At 36.9% G+C, this 22,635-nt stretch carries 22 protein-coding genes; 8 read left to right on the top strand and 14 right to left on the bottom strand.

Annotated features, from left to right (window positions below; all coding sequences use genetic code 11):
- Positions 1 to 182: 182 nt before the first annotated feature.
- Entirely contained in the window at positions 183 to 980 is a 798-nt protein-coding gene (locus tag G5B37_RS02430; protein ID WP_164678464.1) for a LytTR family DNA-binding domain-containing protein, read from the bottom strand.
- Positions 981 to 1,057: 77 nt separating this feature from the next.
- Here G5B37_RS02430 and corA point away from each other — a divergent pair, with 77 nt between their 5' ends.
- Positions 1,058 to 2,149, top strand: coding sequence for a magnesium/cobalt transporter CorA (gene corA / locus G5B37_RS02425; protein ID WP_164678463.1), 1,092 nt, complete (start codon positions 1,058 to 1,060; stop codon positions 2,147 to 2,149).
- Between the two features lie 71 nt (positions 2,150 to 2,220).
- Here the strand turns inward: corA and G5B37_RS02420 are convergent, their stop codons facing one another.
- Together G5B37_RS02420 and G5B37_RS02415 are read right to left on the bottom strand one after the other, a co-directional pair.
- A complete protein-coding gene (locus G5B37_RS02420) occupies positions 2,221 to 2,646 on the bottom strand; it encodes a hypothetical protein (RefSeq protein ID WP_164678462.1) in 426 nt (141 codons plus the stop codon).
- 68 nt (positions 2,647 to 2,714) lie between these two features.
- Complete coding sequence (locus G5B37_RS02415) at positions 2,715 to 3,155, bottom strand: hypothetical protein (RefSeq protein ID WP_164678461.1); 441 nt, start codon at positions 3,153 to 3,155, stop codon at positions 2,715 to 2,717.
- A 72-nt stretch (positions 3,156 to 3,227) separates the two neighbouring features.
- Between G5B37_RS02415 and G5B37_RS02410 the strand changes: the two genes are divergently transcribed.
- Positions 3,228 to 3,914 (top strand): DUF2461 domain-containing protein, encoded by a 687-nt coding sequence (locus G5B37_RS02410; RefSeq protein WP_164678460.1) that lies wholly within the window; start codon positions 3,228 to 3,230, stop codon positions 3,912 to 3,914.
- 56 nt (positions 3,915 to 3,970) lie between these two features.
- On the opposite strand, the gene G5B37_RS02405 is transcribed toward G5B37_RS02410, so the two are convergent.
- Both G5B37_RS02405 and G5B37_RS02400 read right to left on the bottom strand, forming a co-directional pair.
- Complete coding sequence (locus G5B37_RS02405; RefSeq protein ID WP_164678459.1) at positions 3,971 to 5,257, bottom strand: OmpA family protein; 1,287 nt, start codon at positions 5,255 to 5,257, stop codon at positions 3,971 to 3,973.
- A gap of 172 nt (positions 5,258 to 5,429) precedes the next feature.
- The gene (locus G5B37_RS02400; protein ID WP_164678458.1) at positions 5,430 to 5,843 is read right to left on the bottom strand and encodes a glyoxalase; all 414 of its coding nucleotides are present in this window, start codon (positions 5,841 to 5,843) and stop codon (positions 5,430 to 5,432) included.
- Positions 5,844 to 5,997: 154 nt separating this feature from the next.
- Here G5B37_RS02400 and G5B37_RS02395 point away from each other — a divergent pair, with 154 nt between their 5' ends.
- Positions 5,998 to 7,356, top strand: a complete 1,359-nt coding sequence (locus tag G5B37_RS02395) for an NAD-dependent succinate-semialdehyde dehydrogenase (protein ID WP_164678457.1) — start codon at positions 5,998 to 6,000, stop codon at positions 7,354 to 7,356.
- Between the two features lie 81 nt (positions 7,357 to 7,437).
- Here the strand turns inward: G5B37_RS02395 and G5B37_RS02390 are convergent, their stop codons facing one another.
- Both G5B37_RS02390 and G5B37_RS02385 read right to left on the bottom strand, forming a co-directional pair.
- Positions 7,438 to 10,527, bottom strand: coding sequence for a WD40/YVTN/BNR-like repeat-containing protein (locus G5B37_RS02390; protein WP_164678456.1), 3,090 nt, complete (start codon positions 10,525 to 10,527; stop codon positions 7,438 to 7,440).
- Between the two features lie 129 nt (positions 10,528 to 10,656).
- Positions 10,657 to 11,403: an outer membrane lipoprotein-sorting protein gene (locus G5B37_RS02385; RefSeq protein WP_164678455.1), complete on the bottom strand. Its 747-nt coding sequence runs from the start codon at positions 11,401 to 11,403 to the stop codon at positions 10,657 to 10,659.
- 124 nt (positions 11,404 to 11,527) lie between these two features.
- On the opposite strand from G5B37_RS02385, the gene G5B37_RS02380 reads away from it, so the two are divergent.
- Positions 11,528 to 12,415, top strand: a complete 888-nt coding sequence (locus G5B37_RS02380) for a DUF72 domain-containing protein (protein ID WP_164678454.1) — start codon at positions 11,528 to 11,530, stop codon at positions 12,413 to 12,415.
- 7 nt (positions 12,416 to 12,422) lie between these two features.
- Here the strand turns inward: G5B37_RS02380 and G5B37_RS02375 are convergent, their stop codons facing one another.
- Together G5B37_RS02375 and G5B37_RS02370 are read right to left on the bottom strand one after the other, a co-directional pair.
- Positions 12,423 to 13,700 (bottom strand): mechanosensitive ion channel family protein, encoded by a 1,278-nt coding sequence (locus G5B37_RS02375; RefSeq protein WP_164678453.1) that lies wholly within the window; start codon positions 13,698 to 13,700, stop codon positions 12,423 to 12,425.
- Positions 13,701 to 13,979 (bottom strand): DUF3817 domain-containing protein, encoded by a 279-nt coding sequence (locus tag G5B37_RS02370; RefSeq protein WP_175017400.1) that lies wholly within the window; start codon positions 13,977 to 13,979, stop codon positions 13,701 to 13,703. It abuts the gene before it with no gap.
- 110 nt (positions 13,980 to 14,089) lie between these two features.
- Between G5B37_RS02370 and G5B37_RS02365 the strand changes: the two genes are divergently transcribed.
- Positions 14,090 to 15,037: a mechanosensitive ion channel family protein gene (locus G5B37_RS02365; protein ID WP_164678452.1), complete on the top strand. Its 948-nt coding sequence runs from the start codon at positions 14,090 to 14,092 to the stop codon at positions 15,035 to 15,037.
- 25 nt (positions 15,038 to 15,062) lie between these two features.
- Here G5B37_RS02365 and G5B37_RS02360 read toward each other — a convergent pair whose 3' ends face one another.
- Entirely contained in the window at positions 15,063 to 15,623 is a 561-nt protein-coding gene (locus G5B37_RS02360) for a M15 family metallopeptidase (protein ID WP_263649833.1), read from the bottom strand.
- A gap of 149 nt (positions 15,624 to 15,772) precedes the next feature.
- Between G5B37_RS02360 and G5B37_RS02355 the strand changes: the two genes are divergently transcribed.
- The gene (locus G5B37_RS02355) at positions 15,773 to 16,504 is read left to right on the top strand and encodes an SDR family oxidoreductase (protein WP_164678451.1); all 732 of its coding nucleotides are present in this window, start codon (positions 15,773 to 15,775) and stop codon (positions 16,502 to 16,504) included.
- Positions 16,505 to 16,541: 37 nt separating this feature from the next.
- On the opposite strand, the gene G5B37_RS02350 is transcribed toward G5B37_RS02355, so the two are convergent.
- The 4 genes from G5B37_RS02350 to G5B37_RS02335 all read right to left on the bottom strand — a co-directional run bounded on the left by G5B37_RS02350 (position 16,542) and on the right by G5B37_RS02335 (position 19,967).
- The gene (locus G5B37_RS02350) at positions 16,542 to 16,940 is read right to left on the bottom strand and encodes a hypothetical protein (protein WP_164678450.1); all 399 of its coding nucleotides are present in this window, start codon (positions 16,938 to 16,940) and stop codon (positions 16,542 to 16,544) included.
- A gap of 98 nt (positions 16,941 to 17,038) precedes the next feature.
- On the bottom strand, positions 17,039 to 17,881 hold the full coding sequence (locus tag G5B37_RS02345) for an OmpA/MotB family protein (RefSeq protein ID WP_164678449.1): 843 nt from the start codon (positions 17,879 to 17,881) through the stop codon (positions 17,039 to 17,041).
- Between the two features lie 196 nt (positions 17,882 to 18,077).
- The gene (locus tag G5B37_RS02340; RefSeq protein WP_164678448.1) at positions 18,078 to 19,004 is read right to left on the bottom strand and encodes a mechanosensitive ion channel family protein; all 927 of its coding nucleotides are present in this window, start codon (positions 19,002 to 19,004) and stop codon (positions 18,078 to 18,080) included.
- A 96-nt stretch (positions 19,005 to 19,100) separates the two neighbouring features.
- Positions 19,101 to 19,967 (bottom strand): sigma-70 family RNA polymerase sigma factor, encoded by an 867-nt coding sequence (locus G5B37_RS02335; protein ID WP_164678447.1) that lies wholly within the window; start codon positions 19,965 to 19,967, stop codon positions 19,101 to 19,103.
- Between the two features lie 138 nt (positions 19,968 to 20,105).
- On the opposite strand from G5B37_RS02335, the gene G5B37_RS02330 reads away from it, so the two are divergent.
- Entirely contained in the window at positions 20,106 to 20,309 is a 204-nt protein-coding gene (locus tag G5B37_RS02330; RefSeq protein WP_263649832.1) for a hypothetical protein, read from the top strand.
- Entirely contained in the window at positions 20,309 to 22,624 is a 2,316-nt protein-coding gene (locus G5B37_RS02325; protein WP_164678446.1) for a M14 family zinc carboxypeptidase, read from the top strand. Before G5B37_RS02330 ends, G5B37_RS02325 begins: the two co-directional genes overlap by 1 nt.
- Positions 22,625 to 22,635: the final 11 nt, after the last annotated feature.

Below are 22,635 nucleotides of genomic sequence, written 5' to 3'. Positions count from 1 at the left end.
TGTTTTATGAGACAAACATATTGTGCTAATCGCTGTTACACCAATATATACAATGCTTTGGGGTGAAATGACGACTCCTTGTGGTGAGTTGTTAGAGCAAAATTTGAATAGTAGCTTCCTTGGGGCGAATAATAATAGAGATTTTTATAGGTTCTAACTATGATTTATAAAAATTCACGCTATCAAGAATTGCCAAATTGTTTTTTTACAGTTTCTGTGTATGTCTTAGAGACGGGAATTACAGTTTCAGATCCAAGAATAATACTAAGCTTTCCCGATTCCATTTTATATTGTTGAAAGTGATATGGGTTTATGAGATAAGATCGGTGGGTTCGTAATAGGGATGGTACCATAGTCTCAACGCGAGATAATTTATTTCTAATCAATTGCTTTTTTGTTAATCCGTTGTCAATGTATAGTACTTCAACATAATTGTCGTCTGCTTTCACACAAATTAAGTCGTTTAGTTGCACTCGTAGTCCTTCGTAGGTTCCTTCGCCTTCAATTTCAATTTTTGAATCGTTTAGTTTCTTTTCAAAATAGCGTCCGAAAGCCCAACGGCCAATGGCAAGAATAGGTAAAATAGTGGCTATTGCGGGTGCATAAATACTTGTAACAAAGTATTGTAAGGTGTAGGGATTATTCGCACCAGGCACAATAATATAAAGGTATACGCTGCGCGATAAAATAAGTCCGAACACAGTCATTCCTAAAAAGAACAGAAGTTCACTAGAAATAGACCAAGATTGTTTATTCAATTTATATAAAAATCCTTGAATAGGTAGTACAACGATGTAAGCCAAAGCACCTGCCACACCATAGATGGGTAAATACTTCAGTTTTTCTAGCCAACCTTCAAACTCGTGGGTGTCTAGAGGTTCAGTTAAGGAGAGAAATAGGAAAATCCATATAGCCAAACCTAGAGCAATAAGTAGATGGTGTTTTAGGAGCGGGTCGAATGGGTACTTGGATTTCAGCAAAAACTAAATTTTTAAAATTTCATATAAAAGTATAAAAATAGCGTAGTTTTCCTACCTTTAAATATCAATTCAATTCTATGAGCGCTAAGAGAAGAAAAAAGACTAAAAAACTACCCATAGTGAGAAGGCCTATTATTCATAATGAAGCTCCGGGTACAGTTACGTATACAGGGCATAAGGTTAATGCTTCTACAAAAGTTGAAATAATTGACTACTCTAGAGATCATTATAAACGTTTAGATTCTGAGAATATTGAAGATGCCTTTGGTTTTGAAACTTCTGAGCATATAACGTGGATTAATATAAATGGGCTTAACAATACGAAGGAGATTGAACGTTTGGGAGAATACTATAATTTACACCCTCTTATTCAGGAAGACATAGTAACCACCAATCAGCGTCCTAAAATGGACGAATATGAAGATTATCTTTATATCGTATTTAAAATGCTTCATTATACAGATGATGGCGATTTTGTGAACGAACACGTGAGTATGATTGTGGGTAACGACTATGTTACGACCTTTCAAGAGGCAGATGGAGATGTTTGGGATGGATTGCGAGACCGATTGGAAAATGCCAAAGGACGTGTAAGAAATGCGGGCGCAGACTATTTGATGTTTGCATTGTTAGATGCTATTGTAGATAATTATTTTAGTGTAATTGAAACACTGAGCGCTAAAATAGAACTTATTGAAGACCAACTATTTGAAGATGCTGTTGAAGATGATATTACGCAAGACATACAGACACTAAAGAAAGAAATTTTGCGCATAAGGAGGGCGGTTGTACCGCTGCGTGAGGTGGTAAACAGGCTTGAGAAGACAGATACTCCGCTTATTGAAGTGAGAACGCAAAATTATATTCGAGATTTATACGATCATATTATTCAAGTTTCTGAAAGTGTGGATATTTATCGCGAAATGATTTGGGGTCTTATGGATATGTATATGACTACCATATCTAATAAAATGAATGAAGTGATGAAGGTGCTTACCATTATGGCATCCATTTTTATTCCCCTTACTTTTATGGCTGGTATCTACGGAATGAATTTCGAGTACATTCCTGAGCTTAAATTTAAATACGGCTATTTTGTGCTATGGGGCGCAATGATTCTCGTGTTTTTTGGAATGTTGTATTATTTCAAAAGAAAGAAATGGTTATAGACTTAGTAGTTATCATAAAAATGAGGTTTCAGAAATACTGAAACCTCATTTAATTTGTAGCTATTTCATAATTAAGAAAGCCACCCTTTTTGCTTTGCACCTTTACTGTAAAAATATAAGAATATAGCAACGGCTATCACCAATAAAGGCATCACTATGCTAACTGCACCAGATACGTCCATAATATCTGTTGCCAATAGCCAGTATAATTCTATAATAAGGACTGTTATAAGGGATATACCGAATAAACTGGCGGCAATTTTCTTACGCGCTAAGAGAAGAATGCAGCCTAAAACTCCTGTAAACACTGCTATTCCAAATATAACTGCGTACCAAGTAGGCAGGGATTCCATTATTGCGAATTCTTCTGCAGAGACCGTTTCTTTGATACTCTCTAGTTCATAGTTACCAAGGTAAAACTGATAAACACCCATTAAATTCCATAGGAGTGCGAGTACTGCGATAATAAAAAATGAGGTTGGTGGTTTGTGAGTCATAATGTGTAATGTTTACGTGGTGAGAATTAGCGAAAAACTATTGGTTATCTTCTATAGATTTATTTTTCTTAGGTAAGCCATCCTTTTTGAGCAGCACCCTTACTATAATAGTACAGAATAATAGCAATCACTATCACAATTAAAGGCATTCCGTAGGCCAAAAAGGCTCCGTTGATTTCGGCAGAATTTGTAAAGAACATACCATAGCACATATTAATAAGAACTCCTAGTAATGAAATCCCAAGCAAAGGAACGGCTAATCTCTTTTTAAGCACCAAACAAATAGATCCCAATAAACCTGTAATAGTAGCAATACCATACACTACAGTATACCATGAAGGCAATGAATCCATAAAAGCAATTTGTTCTGGAGAATATATTTCGGCATACATTTCTGGGGTTGCTAAGAAGGTGTCGTATACGAATAAATAGACACCGTAGGCGTTCCATAAAATACCAAAAACAATAGCAATTATCCAGAATAAAGCGTTGGGTTTTGAAGTTGACATAGTGGTTTGGTTTAAGGTTATTACTTATAAATATAGGAAATTTGCGGTATCTTTATTTTTCAAAAGGAAAACATGAGTATATCTATACCAAAATCATCTTTAGAATTTTTGCTAAATCTTGCCAAAAACAATCACCGTGATTGGATGCAAGAGCATAAAAAAATCTATCAAGCAAGTGAAAAGGAGCTTAAGAAATTTTATGCTTCAATAGAGGATGGTCTGAACAAAACGGATGAAATATCAAAAACAAAAGTTTTCCGAATTAATAGAGATATTCGTTTTAGCAAAGACAAAACTCCCTATAATGTACATAGAAGTGTTAGTTTTAGTAGGGCTGGAGCACATCGAAGAGGTGGCTATTATTTGCGAATTGAACCAGGTAATAAAAGTGTAGTTGCTGGCGGATTTTTTGGACCAGAGCCGGCCGATTTATTGCGAATAAGAAAGGAGTTTGAAATGGATGCAACCGAAATACGTGCTATTCTTGCCAATCCCGAATTTAAAAAGGCATACGGTGGTGAATTTGATGCATGGAATCCAGTAAAAACAGCGCCTAAAGGATTTTCTAAAGAAGACCCTAATATTGATTTAATTAGGCTGAAAAATTTTATTGTTACTCATAAGTTCAAAGATACTGAGGTAATGGCGCCAGATTTTGCAGAAAAAGTACTACATCATTTCCAATTACTTAGGCCCTTTTTCGATTATATGAGTGATGTGCTTACTACCGATTTGAATGGCGTATCTACACTTAAATAAAAAACCCTTCCACAATGAAGTAGAAGGGTGTAATCACTTATTTATGCGTTACTTATTTATTTTAGTCTAAACGTTACACGACGCACCAACTGTCTTGCTAAGGCAGAGTCTTTTTCTACAGAAGCGTCTTCGCCATTGCCTGTTACTGTTAATCTCCCTGCTGAAATTCCAGAAGCTACCAAAATTTCTTTTACTCTATTAGCTCTCTGTTCAGATAAGTTTTTATTGTAGTTTTCGTTACCAATCTCGTCTGCATAACCAATTAATTCTGCATGAGCCGACGGATTTTCCTGCATATACTTAATTAGGTAGTTTATGGCTTCAAGAGAATATGTTTCAGGTGTAGTACTGTTAAATCTGAAGTATACGTTTACGTATCCTTTATCTAACAAGTCTTTCACATTAATACCTCCAGCAGTATTTTTAATGTAATCAGATTCATTTACATATCTGTTGTCTAAAGAAGACTCTATTTCGTCTGGAATTCCATTTTCATTTTTATCTATTGCAATTCCTTTAGTATTTACAGCAACACCAGACATAGTGTTTGACTCTCTGTCTAAATAATCTGGAACACCATCTTGATCTGTATCGATAAGGTCTGTTTCAATTTTCGCTAGACGCTCTTCTAACTCATCAATTTTAAGTTGGCGGTCATCATCTTCAGAATACCAATCTGCGTGTGTTTTGTTTTTTCCTAAATACACTGTAAATCCAGCAGAAAAATTATAGAGTAGTCCATCGTCAAATTTTCTGTTGGCTTCAACAATAGGAGCGGTACCGTCCCATGTTCTTTGGAGGCCAATATTTCCAATCATGCTCACGTCTACGTTAAATGCAATGCGATCGCTAATTTTCACCTGTGGTGTTATTCCAAATGAAATATTTGCTAAATGCTCAGACTCGTCAGAATCGATAGGCGCCTTGTAATTTAAATTAGAGTAGCCAGCACCTGCATGAATTAGCAATCCGAAGGTATTGGTCCAATCTGAAAAGTCAAGTACATTTCCAACGTTTACTACACCTTCCAAAGTACCTCTAAGATAAGTTGCTTCAAAAGGAAGACTACCTTCACCATTATCTTCGTCTATATTATTGTAACCAAATGAGGTTCGAATACCAAACTTATCGTTTAGCATATAACGAACTCCCAATGACCCCTGAAACGGACTTGCTCCGGTGATAAAATAGCCATCTGCAAAAGAACTAACAGGCTTGTGGAGTCCACCACTTAGTTCTATAGACCATTGGTTGTATTGTCCAAATGTTTCTTGATTTTCTTCTTGTGCGTTCAAATTAATACCGGCAAAAACCAGTAGTAAGGATAAAGTAATTTTTTTCATAGATTCTAGATTTGTTTTGTACAAAAATAGAAATCAGTTTTACCGTTTCAACAATAATTTGACAGTTTTAAAGAAAGCTTAACATCTTTATTAATGGGCTTTCCGCGCATTTGAGATAACATTTTGTGCAATAGATTATCTTTCAAACCTATAGCTTTTTTAAGGCAAATTTTTACGCCACAGAAACCGAAACTTGCTCTAGTAGCATGATGTTATTTTTTAACCGTTCCTTAACAATATTCATCATCCGTTTGTTCAACGCAGATGAATTTTGAATGTATAAATCGTATTCAGCCAACGTAAATTGTCCGATTAAAATCCCTTTAAGGCTATTTCTAAATTTCATGTCTTTATGGATAGCATTTTCAATGTAGTCCATACGTTTTTCGATAGGTAAATCGTAAAAAACGTTTTTATGTTTTCGACAATAATTTTGAAAAGCAGCAACTAACAAGTCGTTTTGAAGTTTTGCGATAGGCCGTAATGTTTTATTCTGAAAATATTCTTCAGAGGACATTCCGGGATGTAATTTAGCAGATGCGATTTCAGGACGTAATTCTAATAACGCGGTATCTCTAGAATTCATAGTTACTGGGTTTTATTAAATGTACTAGAAATGCAGGTAAAAAAGCGCTTCTCACCCTGAAGTTATAAACGCCTTTTCAACAGTATTTGCGTTAAAGTAGTCTTAAGGAGCGCTACTATTTATAAGCCCTTGCGTATTTTTAAAAGAAAAACAGATGAGCACAGTAACTTCCGTAAACCCATATTCTGGAGAAGAAATAGCATCATTTAAAACACATACAAAGTCAGAAATTTCAGAAATTCTTGAAAGTGCCAATGAGCGTTTTTTGTCTTGGCGTACAACTAGTTTCTCAGAACGAAAGAAACTCATGCTTGCTGCCGCTTCAGAATTAAAAAAGAACAAGAAGGAATATGCAGGCATGATGACGCAAGAAATTGGGAAGCCAATAACGCAATCTCTTGCAGAAGTAGAAAAATGCGCTTGGGTTTGTGAGTTTTATGCCAATGAAGCCGAAAATCAACTAGCCAATGAGCTTATTGAAACCGATGCTCAAAAAAGTTATACTAGCTACGAACCTTTGGGGGTAGTGCTGGCAGTTATGCCATGGAATTACCCGTTTTGGCAAGTATTTCGATTTGCGGCACCAGCGCTTATGGCAGGTAACATTGGGGTTCTTAAGCATGCTTCTAATGTTTTTGGAAGCGCCCTGAATATAGAAAAGGTATTCACTCGCGCAGGTTTTCCTGAACACTGTTTTACAACCCTATTGGCTAAAAGTGATGCCGTAGAAGCTATTATTGAAAACCCCATCGTTAAGGCAGTCACTTTAACGGGTAGTGGCCCAGCAGGCGCGGCGGTTGCAGCAACTGCAGGACAGCATATAAAGAAATCTGTTCTAGAGTTAGGGGGTAATAATGCCCTTGTTGTTTTAGAAGATTGTGACATAGATGCAACAGTGGCAACCTGCGTACAGGCTCGTTATCAGAATACAGGGCAGAGTTGTATTGCTGGGAAACGATTACTCGTAGCTGAGGGTATAGCCGATATGTTTACTGAAAAATTAGTGCAACAGGTTCGAGAATTAAAAAGTGGAGACCCTTTAGATGAATCAACTTATATAGGAACCATGGCTAGAGAAGATTTGGCAGAAGAATTAGAAGAACAAATAAACCAATCTGTTGCCAAAGGCGCCAAGTTATTGCTAGGAGGGAAGCGGCAAGGTGCTTATTTAGAGCCTACTATTTTAAGTGAGGTTACACCAGAAATGACTGTTTTTAAAGAAGAAACTTTTGGTCCTGCGTTGTCAATTACAACTTTTAAAACCGTAGATGAGGCAATTGCCCTTTCTAATAACTCTAAGTTTGGGTTAGGGGTCTCTGTTTTTAGTCAGGATATTTCGGCTATCGAAAAATTAGTTTACAAATTCGATGAAGGCGCAGTGTTTGTAAATGAGCTCGTTAAAAGCGACCCTAGGTTGCCATTTGGAGGTATAAAGGCGAGTGGGTACGGTAGAGAATTAAGTAAACATGGTATACAAGAGTTTATGAATAGAAAAACCGTTTACATAAAATAGGAACACACACAATTTGTTTATAAAAAAAAACCTCTCAAGATGCAAGACTTGAGAGGTTTATTATTCAGAATTATATAGTATCTATTTATCTGACAAGAATTCTTCTTTGCTCTTTACGGTTATATTCATGTCATTCTTTTCTAAGAACTTCATGAACTTCTTACCTTCTTTATCTTTAATTCCTGCAAAGCGAGTCTTCTCGTTTGCGTACTCTTCCTTTATAAGCTCATAGTTTTGTAGTTGCGCTCCAGAAACTCTGTCGTAACTACCCGCTACATTAGCATACAAGTCACCCATGCGCTCGCGTAATTCAGGCTCTGCAGAAGCTACATAGTTATCTCCTGTAGTAATAACTAAATCGGTACGAAGATCTTCTAAGGCATCGTACAACTGCTGCGCAGCTTTTTTACCCTTCGGATTGTTTTTTATGACCTCTTGCGCCTTGCTTTGCATTTCTCCAATTTCATAAACTGTATAGGCAAGGTCTTCAACCATGTTAAACATTTCCTTTGTAATGTTTTCCTGCTTTTTACGCTCTTCTAGCGTTGTTATAGCAGTGTCATCATACTTTGTTTCAATAATGTGCTCGTAGGTGTCTTTACCTTTTTTAAGTACTACCTTGTATTTCCCTGCGGAAACTCTAGGTGATGTAAATCCGCCAAAAGACAAGGTTTTAGCCTGTGCCATTTTCGGATTGGTTGTATTGAAACTCCAATTCACCACGTTAATTCCTTTAGATTTTCCTGGGCTTAATGTTGTGAGCGTATTACCTTCCATATCCTGAATTTCCATCGTCATTTTTCCAAAGGTATGGCGTTTCTTTAAGTAGTAGATTATTCTAGCAGACGTAGATTTATTGGCTCCTACGAATTGAGTTTCAGCTCCAAAACCACCAGAAAAGCCACCTTGCTCAACCATAGTTACAGGCTCACTTTTAAAGAAGTGAACGTCTTTTGCAAGCATTGATTGATTTACTTCGCGTAGCGGGCTAATGTCGTCTAGAATAATAACACCACGACCATGCGTACCCATTACAATATCATTGGTTGCTTTTTGCATATCGATGTAATGCACGGCTACAGGAGGCATGTTATTTGTAAAATGAGACCAGTTTGTACCACCATCTACACTAACGTATAATCCAAATTCAGTTCCTAGAAATAATAGGTCTTCATTTTCGTAATCTTCTTGAATATTTCTAACAAAGGCATCTTTATCTATATCGTCAGAAATAATATTCTTCCAAGTTTGTCCGTAGTCTGTTGTTTTAAGCGCATAAGGCTTCATGTCTCCACTTGTATGACCTTCAAACACGGCGTAGGCAGTACCTTTTCCATGAACACTGGCTTCTATATGGTATACCCAAGTATTGCTAGGTATGCCCACAAGGTTAGCAGTAACATTCGTCCAGTTTTTACCACCGTCTTTAGTAACCTGAACATTTCCGTCGTCTGTTCCTACCCATAGAATATTCTGGTCTAAAGGAGACTCTGCGATTGTAAAAATAGTTGTGTGATTTTCTGCACCACTATTGTCTACAGAAAGGCCACCAGATTTAGATTGGTCTTGCTTTGTAGGATCATTGGTTGTTAAATCTGGAGAGATAATCGTCCAGCTATCACCCATATCATCAGATTTGTGAACAAACTGGCTTCCCATATAAAAACGGTCTGGTACATGAGCACTTACAGCCATAGGAGCATTCCAGTTAAATCTTAATTCAACATCACCTTTTCTAGGCAAAGGTTGAATAGTCTTGGTTCTGTTCTTATCTACATCGTAGCGCCAAACATTCTCGGCACCTTGCATTTCAGAATAAATAATATTTTTTGTAGGATGTTTCAGCACTCTAAATCCGTCACCAGCACCAACACTATTCCAGTCGCGCGCATTAACGCCACCTGGAGAGGAGTTAGGAGCCCACCAGCTACCGTTATCTTGTAATCCACCATACACATTATAAGGCGTTTCGTTGTCTGTGCTAATATGGTAAAATTGTGACAGCGGTAGATTTTCAACAATTTCGAAAGTAGTACCTGCATTCCAAGAGCGGTACACACCACCATCTGTACCTGCGTACATAATATCGCTATCGTTTATATGAAATACAACATCATGAATATCGCTATGCATGTTTCCTAAGTTCTTAAAGGTCTTACCACCGTCTCGGCTTATAGAACCACTTAAGCCTCCTTTTACCACAATATCTGGATTTCTTGGGTCTATGGTAATTCGAGAAAAGTAAAAAGGACGAACTGTAAGTCCGAAATCATTATTTAGGTGCTCCCAAGACTGTCCAGCATTTTTAGAAACCCACAATCCATTTTTCTCTTTGTCCTCAGTTTCAAGCACAGCATATAATCTATTTCCATCGCTTGGAGCAACGGCAACAGCAATTCTTCCTAGTTTCCCAGCAGGAAAACCATTATGGATTTTATTCCAAGTTTTACCACCGTCTGTAGATTTGTGTAACCCGCTGTTCAATCCACCAGAATTAAAGCCCCAACCAGTTCTTCTAAATTGCCACATTGAAGCGTAAAGAATATTTGGATTCTTCGGGTCCATAATAACGTCACCAGCACCCGTAGAAGGCCCGATGTATAAAATTTTGTTCCAGCTTTTACCGCCGTCTGTAGATTTGTACACTCCGCGATCTTCGCTGTCACTCCACAATGCTCCTAATACTCCAACATAAATTTCGTTTGTGTTGTTTGGGTTAATTACTACAGAAGCAATGCGTTCACTATTTTCAAAACCAGGAATTTCTTTCCAAGTTCCGCCGCCATCTGTAGAACGAAACAATCCGTTACCAACAGATACCGAGTTACGAGGCCAGGTTTCTCCCGTTCCTACCCAGACAATATTATCTGGATCTTTAGGATCTAAGGTTACCACCCCAATAGATTGCACATGGTCGTCAAAAATAGGGGAGAAGGTAGCACCACCATCATTACTTTTCCAAACACCTCCACCAGCGCTACCGGCGTACATAATACGGGAGTTCGTTGGATGTACTGTGAGATCGTTAATACGACCACTCATTAGTGCGGGACCAATATGTCGAGCTCTAAGGTCGCCAAAAAGTTCTTTTCCTTTTAAGGTAATTTCTTGCGCCTGATACGTAGCAGGAAACAAGGCCAATGCAAAAATTGCGATTAGTAGTTTTTTCATGATGAATTTATTTTGGTGTTAGCTAAATAATGGTTTAAGCGTTCAGAAACAGCTATTTTATGAGGATTCTGATGTTTCTGAGTAAAAAAAATCCCCGACTAGCAGGGATTTTTTAATGTTCAGATATGTTTATTTTTTTTCTGTCTCTGGGAAAGCAAACAATGACATGTCTATTTCTGGATTTAGAACAATTTCGTTTACAATAAGACTTTGTCCTGCCATACCCATGTCGAACGGAAAGTAAAGACCGTCAACTTCTTGGTAGTCACTCATAGTGTTAGAACTCATTTGGCCTTTCATAGGTCCAGATTTTATTTCAGACTCACTAGAGATAATCACCATGTTTTCTGTATCAAAGTAGTGGTAAGAAACATTTGCTTCTTCTTTACCGTCTACCATCACTGGAGTTTGTGTCAATTTAATTTTATAGGTTTCAGTCCCTTCTTTAGTCTCGTTACCCATAAGCTCTACAGTATACCCACGATCTGCGTAGTTGTAGAACGGATTTGGAAAATCGCCAGACTGCTTTTTCATGTTTTCAGTAGCTTCTGCATCACTTTTTTCTGGAGACATTGTCATAAAATTGGTAGTCCACATAGTTTCACCATCAAACGCCATTTGAACCATGTCCTGACCCTGAAGATTTATTTTTACCAGCTGCTTTCCATCTTTCATTTGGTAAATGTCTACTGGAATGTCCATTCCTTGAGCATTTACAGATCCTTTAATAAGAACTCCATTAAGTTCTCCCCAGGCATCCATTCCACCGGTATTTTCAAAGTAAGCAGTGATAATTTCATCAGCAGTTTGTGCCTGAGCAACAGGTGCCATTGCAACTACAAATAAAGCGATGAATAGTGTTTTAAAAGTTTTCATTTCTCGTGTTATTAAGGTTTAGTGTAAAGGTAAGACTCAACAGATAATAATTTGTTACAAAGTGTTTAATATTTTTTACTGATTTTAACATTTCAGAATTTACCTTTACTGAAATGTTACAACTATGAAATTTGGAAAAGTAGATAACCCTGCAGCGATAGATTTTACATTGCCTCCAGATCACCCAGATACCAAAAAGTTGTTATCTCGGTTTCAACCAATCTCCAAACCAACACTTTATGTAGGATGTGCCAAATGGAACCGAACCGATTTAAAAGGCTTTTACCCTCGGGGCACTAAGGATGAACTACAGTACTATGCTACTCAGTTTAATAGTATTGAATTAAATGCTACGTTTTATAGAATTTTCCCTGCGGAAACTTTCGCGGGTTGGTACGATAAAACACCAGCCGATTTTAGGTTTTTTCCAAAGGTGTTTCAAGGTGTTACCCATTGGAAACGTTTAAATGATTTTGAAAATTATTTCAATGAATATTTACTCAACGCTTCAAACTTAAAGGAAAAACTTGAAATGCCCTTTGTACAGCTACACAGTAACTTTTCACCTAAGGATATTGATAGACTACCTACGTTTTTTGAAGCCATACCAAAAGATATGCGTATCGCCATAGAATTTCGTCATACAGATTGGTTTAACGATGAAGTTGTAGCTAATGAGTTGTATGACATTTTAGAAACCTATAATGTCTCTAACATTATTGTAGACAGCGCGGGAAGAAGAGACCTGCTTCATATGCGAATGACTAGTTCATCTGCATTTATTAGGTATAATGGCGCTAACCATGAAAGTGATTATACGCGCTTAGACGATTGGATTGATAGACTCGCCATTTGGGTGGAGCAGGGATTACAAAATATTTACTTTTTTGTGCATCAAAATCTAGAAAAGGCGTCACCATTATTATCTGCCCATTTTATTGAAGAAGCAAATAAACGTTTTGGAACAGATTTACATATTCCGCAGTTAGATAACCCTAAAACACGCTTCTAAAAATGCATTAATCTTTTGGCAGAGAAATTTTAGCAACATCGGTACCTGTAGGAGATTCAAATAGTTCAAGTCCGAAATACGGAATTGCTGCAATCAGGTGGTCAAAAATATCTGCCTGAATATGTTCATAGTTTTCCCAACGTTTGTCGTAACAAAAGCAGAAAATTTCTAGAGGGATTCCCTTTTCCGTAGGTGCTAAATGACGGACCATTAAAAAGAGGTCTTTGTTAATCGCCGGATTTTCATGTAAAAAAGCATCTGCATATTTTCTGAAAACGCCTAGGTTAGTTTGGTTTCTCCCGTTTATAAGAATTGATTTGTCGGCTTCTGTGGTAGCATTATATCTAGTTACTTCTTTTTCGCGATGTTCAATATAGGGTGCAATAAGCTGAATTTTCTTGAGACTAGCAATATCTTCAGCAGAAAGGAATTTAATTGAGTTTTGTTTAATATAGAGGGAGCGTTTAATTCGTCTTCCTTCAGATTCTTGCATACCTCTCCAATTCTGAAACGAATCTGCAATCAAGCTATACGTTGGTATCGTGGTAAACGTATTGTCAAAATTCTGAACTCTTACCGTCGCAAGGTTGATTTCAGTTACATATCCATCTGCTCCAAACTTACTAAAGGTGATCCAATCTCCAATACGAACGATATCGTTTACTGAAACTTGAATACTTGCCACAAATCCTAAAATGGTATCCTTAAAAATTAAAAGCAATACAGCAGAAAACGCTCCAAGAGTTGTAAGGCTCTTTAGGCTGAAATCTGTTAGAATATTAACCACCAAAAAAACACCCGCACTCCAAGCAAATATCATGAGCACCTGAACGTAACTCTCTAACGGCTTGTCGCTGTATTTCTCTTTGCTATTTCGTAAGTAGTTGTTAGAGGTTCGCAACAAACTTCTAAATACCAATATGCAAAGCAATACAAGATATAATTGAGCAAGTTTATACATACCACTCTCAAGCACAGGAAAATCTTGAAAAAGTGAAGGGGTTATATACCAGACTAAGGTAAGCGGAATAAAATGAGCAATAAATCGAGGAAAATTACTCTTAACTAAAAAGTCATCAAAGGTAGAGGTAGTTTTATCGCTAAAGGCTTTAAAAAGTTGTACGATCACTTTTCTAAAAACGATATCTAGAAAAGTGGCCACGGCTGCAATAATGATTGTATTTACAGCAACGTTAAGTATTTCTGCCCAAGTATCGCCCATACCTAAATCTATTAGGTATTCACGTAGCCAACAAGCATATAAATCTAACGTTTCTCGTTCCATCTAAAGATATTTTCTTTCTGCGTAAAAGGGACCAAATGGAAGTACAGAACAAATCATAACGATAGCAAGTGTACCCCATGACCAATTTAGTTTCTCTTTCATAATATAAGCCATAATAATATAAGCAATAAATAAAATACCGTGAATCATACCCACTACGCTCACCATTTCAGGCATCTGCCAGAAGTGTTTAAGAGGTACCGCAATGCCTAATAATATTAAAAATGAGATTGCCTCTAGTGTACTAACAATCTTGAATGTTTTAACAGACGTATCCATTAGTTTTATTTTTTTTGCAAAGATAAAGTAACTAAAAACCATACATGCATTTTCAAAAAGTTTTATTAAGAGATTATGGTAAGAATTAGGGTTGTTGTATCTTTAATACTATGACAATCTATACTACGTTACTTCAAAAATCTGCTACAGAAACTATACTTACTGCTGCAGAAGGTTATTACGACAAAATGCTAAGCCTTTTACCTAGAATTGCTATGGGTATTTTTGTAATTGTTGCTGGCATATTGATAGCGCAATTAATAACAAATTTCTTTAGAAAGAGAATCATGAAAAAGGCGCAAGATCCGTTAATGGCTCGCTTTTTAACTCAGGCAGTAAAGATAATTCTCATTCTAATTGCCATTATGATTGCGCTAGATGTAGCAGGGCTTCGCGCCGTTGCTGCTGGTATTTTAACTGCTGCTGGTGGTGCCGCAATAGTTTTAGGATTTGCCTTTCAGGACATTGGAAAGAACTTTTTAGCAGGAATTATACTTGCTTTTAATAGACCTTTTGGAGTAGATGACACTATTATGGTAGATTCTCACTTCGGAAAGGTGAAAGCATTAAACTTTCGGTATACACATGTAAAAACTACAGACGGACGAGATATTTATATTCCAAACAGTGACGTGCTTACCAAACCTGTAGAAAACTATACCGCCGACGGATTTTTTAGAGTCGACTTTGTAGTGGGTATTGGTTACGAAGATGATATTGACCGTGGTAAACAAATCATCATGGATATTCTAAATGCCAACACCGAAATTGTACATGACGATGTACACGAAAATTTTGTGATTGAAAATGAACTTGCGGCAAGTACGGTAAATCTAAAAGTGTTTTTTTGGATTCATACTGTAGATTACAGAAGGGCTTCTAGACAATTACGTGGAAAAATCATTAAAGAAGTTAAAGAAGCATTTATTAAAGCTAAGTTTATAATGCCTGGAGATATTACCGAAATTAAACTGTATGGCGGTCAGAAAGATATTCCGTTGCGTTTAACATCAGATCCGGGAGACACTTCGTTGGCAGCAGGTAGTGGGAGTACGTAATTAATAAAAATTTTTAATCCTACTGTTACTCACACTTCAACGGTTCATTCAAGGTGGGGTAACTCCAGTTTTTTCGGTAGCTGTAATGCCACCATTCTGTGCGTACTGTACCAAATCCAAATTTCTTCATGCCCTCGCGCAACAGTTTTCGGTTGGCTAAAATTTCAGCAGAAAAATTAAAATTATCAATATGCGACTCACGACCAAAGAAATCGTAATCGCTACCCATATCAACAAAGCAATCATCTAAAGTTACCAAAGTAATATCAACAGCAGCACCTTTGTTATGAATGCTTCCCTTTCCATACGGATTGGCAACATAAGTAGGTCGAGGTACCTTTGCCCACATCTTTTTCTGAATGGATAGCGGGCGGTAACAATCGTATAATTTAATTCTATATCCCTTTTCACAAAAATACTGGTTGGCCTTTAACAGCGCCTCGGCAACTTCTTGTTGCAATAAACAATTAGGACAATCATATAAAATTTCACCTATAAAATTATTGGGTGTGGCATATCGTATTTCATAGGCAAACTCTGTAGATAGGGAATCTACATTTACAAGACCAGATTGTGCTTGTACCATAAATGGTATTTGTAAGAATAGGAGACAGAATATATAGGGTAATTTCATCTGAAATAGAAAAACATGAAGTCTTATAATTGTCTTTAAATTTAATAATAATTTAATAGCTGTTGGTGCTTTCAAATACTAACTTTACTGAAAAATTAAACATGGAAAATATAGTTGGAAAGGTAGCACTCATTACAGGAGGAACCAAAGGAATAGGATACGGAATAGCTGAAGCACTACTAAAACAAGGTGTAAACGTAGCTATTACAAGTAGGAGTCAGGATGCAGCGAATAGCGCAGCTAAAAAGCTTAATGACTACGGAAATGACAGCGTCTACGCAATAGGAATAGCAGCAGACGTTCGTTCTTATGAGAGTCAAGAACAAGCAGTACGAGCTACAGTGAGTGAATTTGGCAAACTTGATGTAGTTGTTGCCAATGCAGGATTAGGTCATTTTGGTTCCATAGAAGAAATGAGTGTCGAGCACTGGAATGAAGTGATAGACACAAATTTAACGGGTGCTTTTTATTCGCTAAAGTCTTCTGTGGCAGCGTTAAAAGAAACGAAAGGGTATTATATTTCAATTTCTAGTTTAGCGGGGACTAACTTTTTTGAAGGTGGAACTGCATACAACGCGAGTAAATTTGGTGTAACGGGTTTTACACAAGCAGCAATGCTAGATCTTAGAAAACATGAAATTAAAGTAAGCACCATAATGCCAGGTAGTGTTTCTACTCACTTTAATGGTAACAATCCGAGTGAAGAAGGAGCCTGGAAAATACAAATTGAAGATATTGGAAAGCTTGTGGTAGATTTATTGCAGATGAATCCGCGAACGCTTCCAAGTAAAATTGAAGTAAGACCAACCGTACCGCCTAGTGCGAGAAAATAGTATTAAAAGAAAATCGTGGTAAGTTGGAGTCGCTTACCTATTGAGCGGCCCATTTTACTGCGTTGTCTAGTGTATGAAATGTTTTGTATTTAGATTTACTGAACATTTTTTCAATTTTCACACTTAGCAATCCTTTTTCTTCATAGGCCACAACAGCTACACGTGCTAATTTGTGACGTTCCTTATAAAATTTTAGCCAATCTTGGGCATTTACACTATAGGAGTGAACTCTATTTGAAATATAGTTGATATCAACATCTCTAGAACCAAAGTACTGATATACTTTTTCTATTAAGCATGAGGCTTTACTCCAATCAAAATGAACGCCTTCAGCAATTTCACTTATAACAAATTTTTCAAAAATGTAAAAATTTCCAAAGGGTTCAGAAATTTTAACGAAGCAATCTTTTATCAAAGGGGAGTCTTCTAATTTCATTGGGGTTGGGTGTATACTAGTCATGTAAATATAATAATAAAAAAATGCAACACTCAAGCTTTGAGCATTGCATTCTTCAAGTTGTTTACTTTCAGTTATTAATTGGCAGAAAGCAAAGCCAAGAACTTATCTAAGTTAGGGAGTATTACAATTCGTGTACGACGATTTGTTGCACGACCTTCTTTGGTTTCATTTTCAGTAAGTGGGGCATAGCTACTACGTCCGGCAGCAATTAATTTTTCTGGTGCTACGCCATACTTCTCTTGCAACGTTCTAATAACAGCAGTAGAACGTTCTACGCTTAAATCCCAGTTGTCCTTAATATAAGAACCAGATTTTACGGTTTGCGAATCTGTGTGTCCTTCTACCATGACTTCAAGAGCAGGTTCGCTGTTAATTACATTCGCCAATCGTTCAAGCAATGGTTCTGCTTTTGGATTAACTCTATAACTACCAGATTTGAATAATAATTTATCTGAAATAGTAATCATAACTACCGTTTCGTCAATATTAATTTCAATATCGTCTTCTTCACCTTCTGCAATTAAGCTAGTATCAAGGTTTTTCTTTAAGTTGTGAGATACAATAAGATTCATACTGTCCTCTAGGGTTTTAGCATTAGCAAGTTCGTTTTGGTCTACGTTAGCTAAGGCAGCCTTCATTCTGTCTTTGTCGTTTTGAGAAAGTACAACATTTTCAAACTGCTGTAGACGATCATTGTTTGAGTCGGTTAACGACTGAATTTTTTGGTTGTAACTGGCAACGCGGTCTTCAATCTTGGCTAGTTTTGTTTCAGCCTCTTCTTTTTCAAGTTGTGTTTTAGCGAGTGTAGAACGTGTATCGTTATATTGTCCTTCTAACTCCACATATTTTTTCTTAGAGACACATGAGGTTAACAAGATAGCTCCAGAGAAGATGGTAATTGCAATTGATTTTTTCATAATGTTATTTCTTTAGGTTTGTTAGGCAAATATAGGTTGGTACCCTCCTAAAAATTAAGTTAACAAATGTGAGGGTTTTGTTAAAGTGAGCCGATTTCCGAAGTAACTATTAATTTCAACCCAAATCTGTATAATTATTACACAAAAAATAAGGCAGCTGTTAAAAGCTGCCTTACATTATACATATGATTTCGATTTATTCGTTCGATTTAGAATGAACTGTTAAGTTGTTTTTGCCAAAATCTAAAGTTCTAATTGGGAAAGGAATATTGATATCTGCCTCATCAAAGTGCTTCTTAATCGTTTTAATGGCCTTATGTTGATGTGAAAGGTTGTCTTTACCATTATTTAAATCTGCCCAAAAGCGAACCAAAAAGTTGATGGAGCTGTCTCCAAACTCTGTAAAAAAGAATTCTACTTCTTCTTGGTCTTTCTGCGGAAAAGCATCTCCAATTACTTTAACTGTTAAATCTTCTACTGCTTGCAAGTCACTTTCGTACCCAACACCACAACTTACCATAATTCTTGACCTAGGAGAGATGGAGTAGTTGGTAAACGGGTTTTCAACAAAGCTTGAGTTGGGTATTATGGTAAAGTTATTATCTGGCCTTTTAATGGTAACATTCCTCAAATTAATTTCAGTAACAACACCAACTTCATCATCGGTCTCAATCCAATCGCCAAGGCTAATCTTTGGTAAAAACGATAATATAAAACCAGAAACAGTATTGCTTAACGTTCCTTGAAGCGCTAAACCAATAGCTAAACCAATAACACCTGCACCTGCAAGGATAGACGTTAACACCTTGTCTAGCTCCATTACTCCTAAGGCCACAAAGAAGCCAATGAGCAATGTTATAGCAAAGGTTATTTGCCCTATAATTTGTTTTATCGATTCTTCCTTAATTCTACGTAAAACAAGACGTTTTACGAATTTAGAAAGTAAGCGCGCAATAATATAGAATAAAACTAATACAAGTATGGCGACAACTAAATTTGGAATCTTTAAGATGATGGCATCTAGCCAACCATCAAGCTTGTCCCATAACTGACTTATCGCATCGGAGGCATTGTTGCCTGCTTTTTCAATTGTTTCTTCTGTTTCGGTTGTATTTTGTAGCATGGAATAGATGTTATTTATCGGAAAAATAATTAAAATAAAAATACCCTTGTAATAAGGAATTCTTAAAACAAGGGTATTTTTTAATAGCTACGATAATTATCCTAAATATTTCTTTAGAATATGACTTTTCGATTCTTTTCGCAATCTTCTAATCGCCTTTTCACGAATCTGACGAACACGTTCACGACTTAAATCAAAAGTGTCTCCAATTTCTTGCAAGGTCATTGCTGGCTGATTGCTCAACCCGAAATTTAAACGAACCACATCGGCTTCTCTAGGCGCCAAGGTGTCTAGAGCACGGTCGATTTCAATTTTAAGCGATTCATGTATTAAAGACTTGTCTGGATTAGGAGTTTCACCAGAACTAATAACGTCATATAAGTTATTGTCGTTTTCACCTTCCTGAAAAGGGGCGTCCATAGACAAACTTCTGTTTGCATTTTTTAAAGATTGCTTTACATTGGCAATCGACATGTCTAATTCTTTTGCAATTTCAGCAGCAGAAGGCTTGCGTTCGTGTACTTGCTCTAAATGAATTGACGCTTTTCTAATCTTATTTATATCACCAATCTTGTTAAGTGGTAAACGCACTACACGCGACTGTTCTGCAAGCGCTTGTAGAATTGATTGTCTAATCCACCATACAGCGTACGATATAAATTTAAATCCGCGTGTTTCATCAAAACGTTTCGCAGCTTTTACCAAACCTACATTTCCTTCATTAATTAAATCGGGTAATCTAAGTCCTTGGTTCTGATATTGTTTTGCAACTGAAATTACAAATCGAAGGTTTGCACGTGTCAATTTATCTAAAGCACGTTGGTCACCTGTTCTAATTCGCTGTGCCAATTCTACTTCTTCCTCGGCTGTAATCATGTCTATCTTGCTCACATCCTGAAGATAGCTGTTTAACGATTTAGTTTCTCTGTTGGTAACCTGCTTCGTAATTTTAAGTTGTCTCATAGTGTTTTCTGGAATTTTAAATATTGATAACCCCCTATAGTAACATCTATATTTGACATTTCCAAATTGTTAACACTATTTTGTTAAAAATAATGCACTTTTTACTAGATTTCGGTACTTTGAGGTCAAATTAGCGTTATGAAAAATAGATTTTATGGTTTCTTAAGTATGTTTTTAGTCGCTTTTACGACTACCAATGCTCAAATTCCATCCGAAGTTCCAGGGCCAGATGATAATCCGCCAATCGATTTGTCTAATACAGCAGATATTTTAATCTATATCGTATTGCCAATTATCATACTTTTGTTGTTGCTATTTCGCATAAAAAAGAATAAAAAATAATGCTACAAAAAATAACTACGCTATTCGTCGCTACCATTATACTATGTAATGTAGCTCAAACCAAAGCACAACAAGAAATATATAGCGAAATTAGTGTCAAATTAAACAGCCTAGAAGACGTGCAGTCTCTCGCAGATAATGGCTTCGATATAGATCACTACCAAGGTAATTGGCAGGAAGGAATTCGTTTTTTTGTGACTCAAAACGAGCTAAATCTCATAAACAGCCTAGGTTACAATGTAGAGGTCACAATACCAAACTACAAGACCTATTATAATGAGCAGCAGCTACTCGATAGGGCTCAAAACCCAATTCTTACCAAGACTGCATTTGTTGCCAACGGATTTGACCTAGGAAGTATGGGTGGTTTTTATACGAACGACGAAGTAGTTGCAAAGCTCGATGAAATGAGAGCCGAATATCCAAACCTAATCACTGCTAAAACAAGTATTGGTACCACGTTTGAAGGACGTGATATCTGGATGGTAAAAATTAGTGACAATCCAGATATTGATGAAGAAGAGCCAGCCGCTCATTTTGATGCGCTTCACCATGCAAGAGAACCACTTTCTATGGCTACTACCATAAACTACATGTTCTACTTGTTAGAAAATTATGAAACCGATGCAGGGATAAAGTTCTTAGTAGACAATCGCGAAATCTACTTTGTGCCTGTTGTAAATCCAGATGGGTATGTATTTAATGAGACTACAGACCCTAACGGAGGTGGCTTGTGGCGTAAAAACAGAACACCAGACACTGGCGGGTGTGTTGGTGTAGATTTAAATAGAAATTATGGTTTTGGCTATGCAACCAATAATAGTTGCTCGAGTCCAAACCCATGTTCTAATATCTATCGCGGTCCAAGTGCATTCTCTGAAGCTGAAAGTGTTGCCATTCGAGATTTGTTGGGGCAAACAGAAGCCAACACTGCATTTTCAACCCATTCTACAGCGGGAACTTACCTCATGCCATATGGATTTGATACGTCGCCACCAGCATTCGATATTTATTCAGAATGGGCATCGGCTTTTTTATCGGCTAACGATTATTCATATGGTGTGACCTCGCAAATGCTAGGATATACATCATGCGGTGTAACTAGAGATTATCTTCATTCTGAAGGAATCTACGGTTGGACCCCAGAAATAGCCGGTTCTGGGTTTTGGCCACCAGAAAGTACGATATTCGATTTAGTAGCCGAAAATATTCGTCCGTTTTTGTTTCAAACCTATATTGCTGGTGCATATTTAGATGTGCAGAGTCATGAAATCTTAGGTGATGTACTCCCTGGCGAACCTTTTCAATTAATTGTGGAGATTAAAAATATAGGAGTTGGAGCTACGGCAAACACAACAAGTGTAATTGTTCAAACCGATAACCAAAACGTAATAGCACCAACGGCAAGTACTTTTGGTGATATTCCGGCTAGAGAACGAAAGGATAATGCCGCCATCCCTTTTCAGTTTGAAATATTACCAGAAATGGAGGATGGTTTTTTTACCATTACAGTACAAACAATACAAGATGGAATTCCTAATGAAACTATCGAAATCCCAGTTTTTTTGGGAGAAAACGAAGTTCTTTTTAGCGATGACGCAGAAGGAACAGCTGCCAATTGGACGGCAAGTGGAAATGGAACTATTATGTGGGGTATTAATAATGACGATAGCTATAGCGGGATTCAGAGTTTTGGAGATTCTAACGACGGAAACGGTGAAAACGATACAGAAAATTTCTTTGAACTTAATGAGATATTCGATTTAACACAGGTGCCTGCACCAAGAGTGCAGTTTGCTGCCAAGTATTCGTTGCCTGGTTCAGATATTGCGCAATTGCAAGTCTCACCTAATAATGGCGTAGACTGGGAAACGCTTCAACAATTTAACCGAAGTGAAGATTGGACGATTTATAAACTAAACCTTTCTGCCTATAAGGAGTCCAATGCAGTAAAATTTAGGTTTAGACAAGTTAATGATGGCGCTATTCCGGGAGATGGTTTTTATTTCGACGACTTTAGTATTGTTGGTTATACATCGTTAATTCTAGGTGTTTCAGATATAGATGCTTCGGAAATTTTAGTAGTTCCCAATCCGTTTATCGAAAAGATTACAGTGCAATTGGGTACAGAAACTAATGAAGTTAATGTTGCTTTATACGACGGATTGGGCAGAAAATTGACGATTTCCGAAGAGAGAAAAACAAATCAAATCATCCTTACAGATGTAGACAAATTAAGCTCTGGCCTCTATTTTTTGACTATTACAGACAAAACGAATGGCAAAAAAACTGTGAAACAATTGATTAAAGATTAAGTATCTTTGGC

The organism is Rasiella rasia, assembly GCF_011044175.1.
Classification (GTDB): Bacteria; Bacteroidota; Bacteroidia; order Flavobacteriales; family Flavobacteriaceae; genus Marinirhabdus; species Marinirhabdus rasia.
Note: the sequence above shows the minus strand (reverse complement) of the source record. Positions and strands in the feature narration are given on the sequence as shown.

Excerpts from the sequence above, each read along its gene's own strand:
- G5B37_RS02360 (WP_263649833.1), bottom strand. The coding sequence starts at position 15,623 with ATGGTACAAGCACAATCTGGTCTTGTAAATGTAGATTCCCTATCTACA.
- G5B37_RS02355 (WP_164678451.1), top strand. The coding sequence starts at position 15,773 with ATGGAAAATATAGTTGGAAAGGTAGCACTCATTACAGGAGGAACCAAA.
- G5B37_RS02385 (WP_164678455.1), bottom strand. The coding sequence starts at position 11,403 with ATGAAAACTTTTAAAACACTATTCATCGCTTTATTTGTAGTTGCAATG.
- G5B37_RS02380 (WP_164678454.1), top strand. The coding sequence starts at position 11,528 with ATGAAATTTGGAAAAGTAGATAACCCTGCAGCGATAGATTTTACATTG.
- G5B37_RS02395 (WP_164678457.1), top strand. The coding sequence starts at position 5,998 with ATGAGCACAGTAACTTCCGTAAACCCATATTCTGGAGAAGAAATAGCA.
- G5B37_RS02400 (WP_164678458.1), bottom strand. The coding sequence starts at position 5,843 with ATGAATTCTAGAGATACCGCGTTATTAGAATTACGTCCTGAAATCGCA.
- G5B37_RS02325 (WP_164678446.1), top strand. The coding sequence starts at position 20,309 with ATGCTACAAAAAATAACTACGCTATTCGTCGCTACCATTATACTATGT.
- G5B37_RS02420 (WP_164678462.1), bottom strand. The coding sequence starts at position 2,646 with ATGACTCACAAACCACCAACCTCATTTTTTATTATCGCAGTACTCGCA.
- G5B37_RS02375 (WP_164678453.1), bottom strand. The coding sequence starts at position 13,700 with ATGGAACGAGAAACGTTAGATTTATATGCTTGTTGGCTACGTGAATAC.
- G5B37_RS02410 (WP_164678460.1), top strand. The coding sequence starts at position 3,228 with ATGAGTATATCTATACCAAAATCATCTTTAGAATTTTTGCTAAATCTT.
- G5B37_RS02365 (WP_164678452.1), top strand. The coding sequence starts at position 14,090 with ATGACAATCTATACTACGTTACTTCAAAAATCTGCTACAGAAACTATA.
- G5B37_RS02345 (WP_164678449.1), bottom strand. The coding sequence starts at position 17,881 with ATGAAAAAATCAATTGCAATTACCATCTTCTCTGGAGCTATCTTGTTA.
- G5B37_RS02340 (WP_164678448.1), bottom strand. The coding sequence starts at position 19,004 with ATGCTACAAAATACAACCGAAACAGAAGAAACAATTGAAAAAGCAGGC.
- G5B37_RS02415 (WP_164678461.1), bottom strand. The coding sequence starts at position 3,155 with ATGTCAACTTCAAAACCCAACGCTTTATTCTGGATAATTGCTATTGTT.
- G5B37_RS02350 (WP_164678450.1), bottom strand. The coding sequence starts at position 16,940 with ATGAAATTAGAAGACTCCCCTTTGATAAAAGATTGCTTCGTTAAAATT.
- G5B37_RS02390 (WP_164678456.1), bottom strand. The coding sequence starts at position 10,527 with ATGAAAAAACTACTAATCGCAATTTTTGCATTGGCCTTGTTTCCTGCT.
- G5B37_RS02330 (WP_263649832.1), top strand. The coding sequence starts at position 20,106 with ATGAAAAATAGATTTTATGGTTTCTTAAGTATGTTTTTAGTCGCTTTT.
- G5B37_RS02335 (WP_164678447.1), bottom strand. The coding sequence starts at position 19,967 with ATGAGACAACTTAAAATTACGAAGCAGGTTACCAACAGAGAAACTAAA.
- corA (WP_164678463.1), top strand. The coding sequence starts at position 1,058 with ATGAGCGCTAAGAGAAGAAAAAAGACTAAAAAACTACCCATAGTGAGA.
- G5B37_RS02405 (WP_164678459.1), bottom strand. The coding sequence starts at position 5,257 with ATGAAAAAAATTACTTTATCCTTACTACTGGTTTTTGCCGGTATTAAT.
- G5B37_RS02370 (WP_175017400.1), bottom strand. The coding sequence starts at position 13,979 with ATGGATACGTCTGTTAAAACATTCAAGATTGTTAGTACACTAGAGGCA.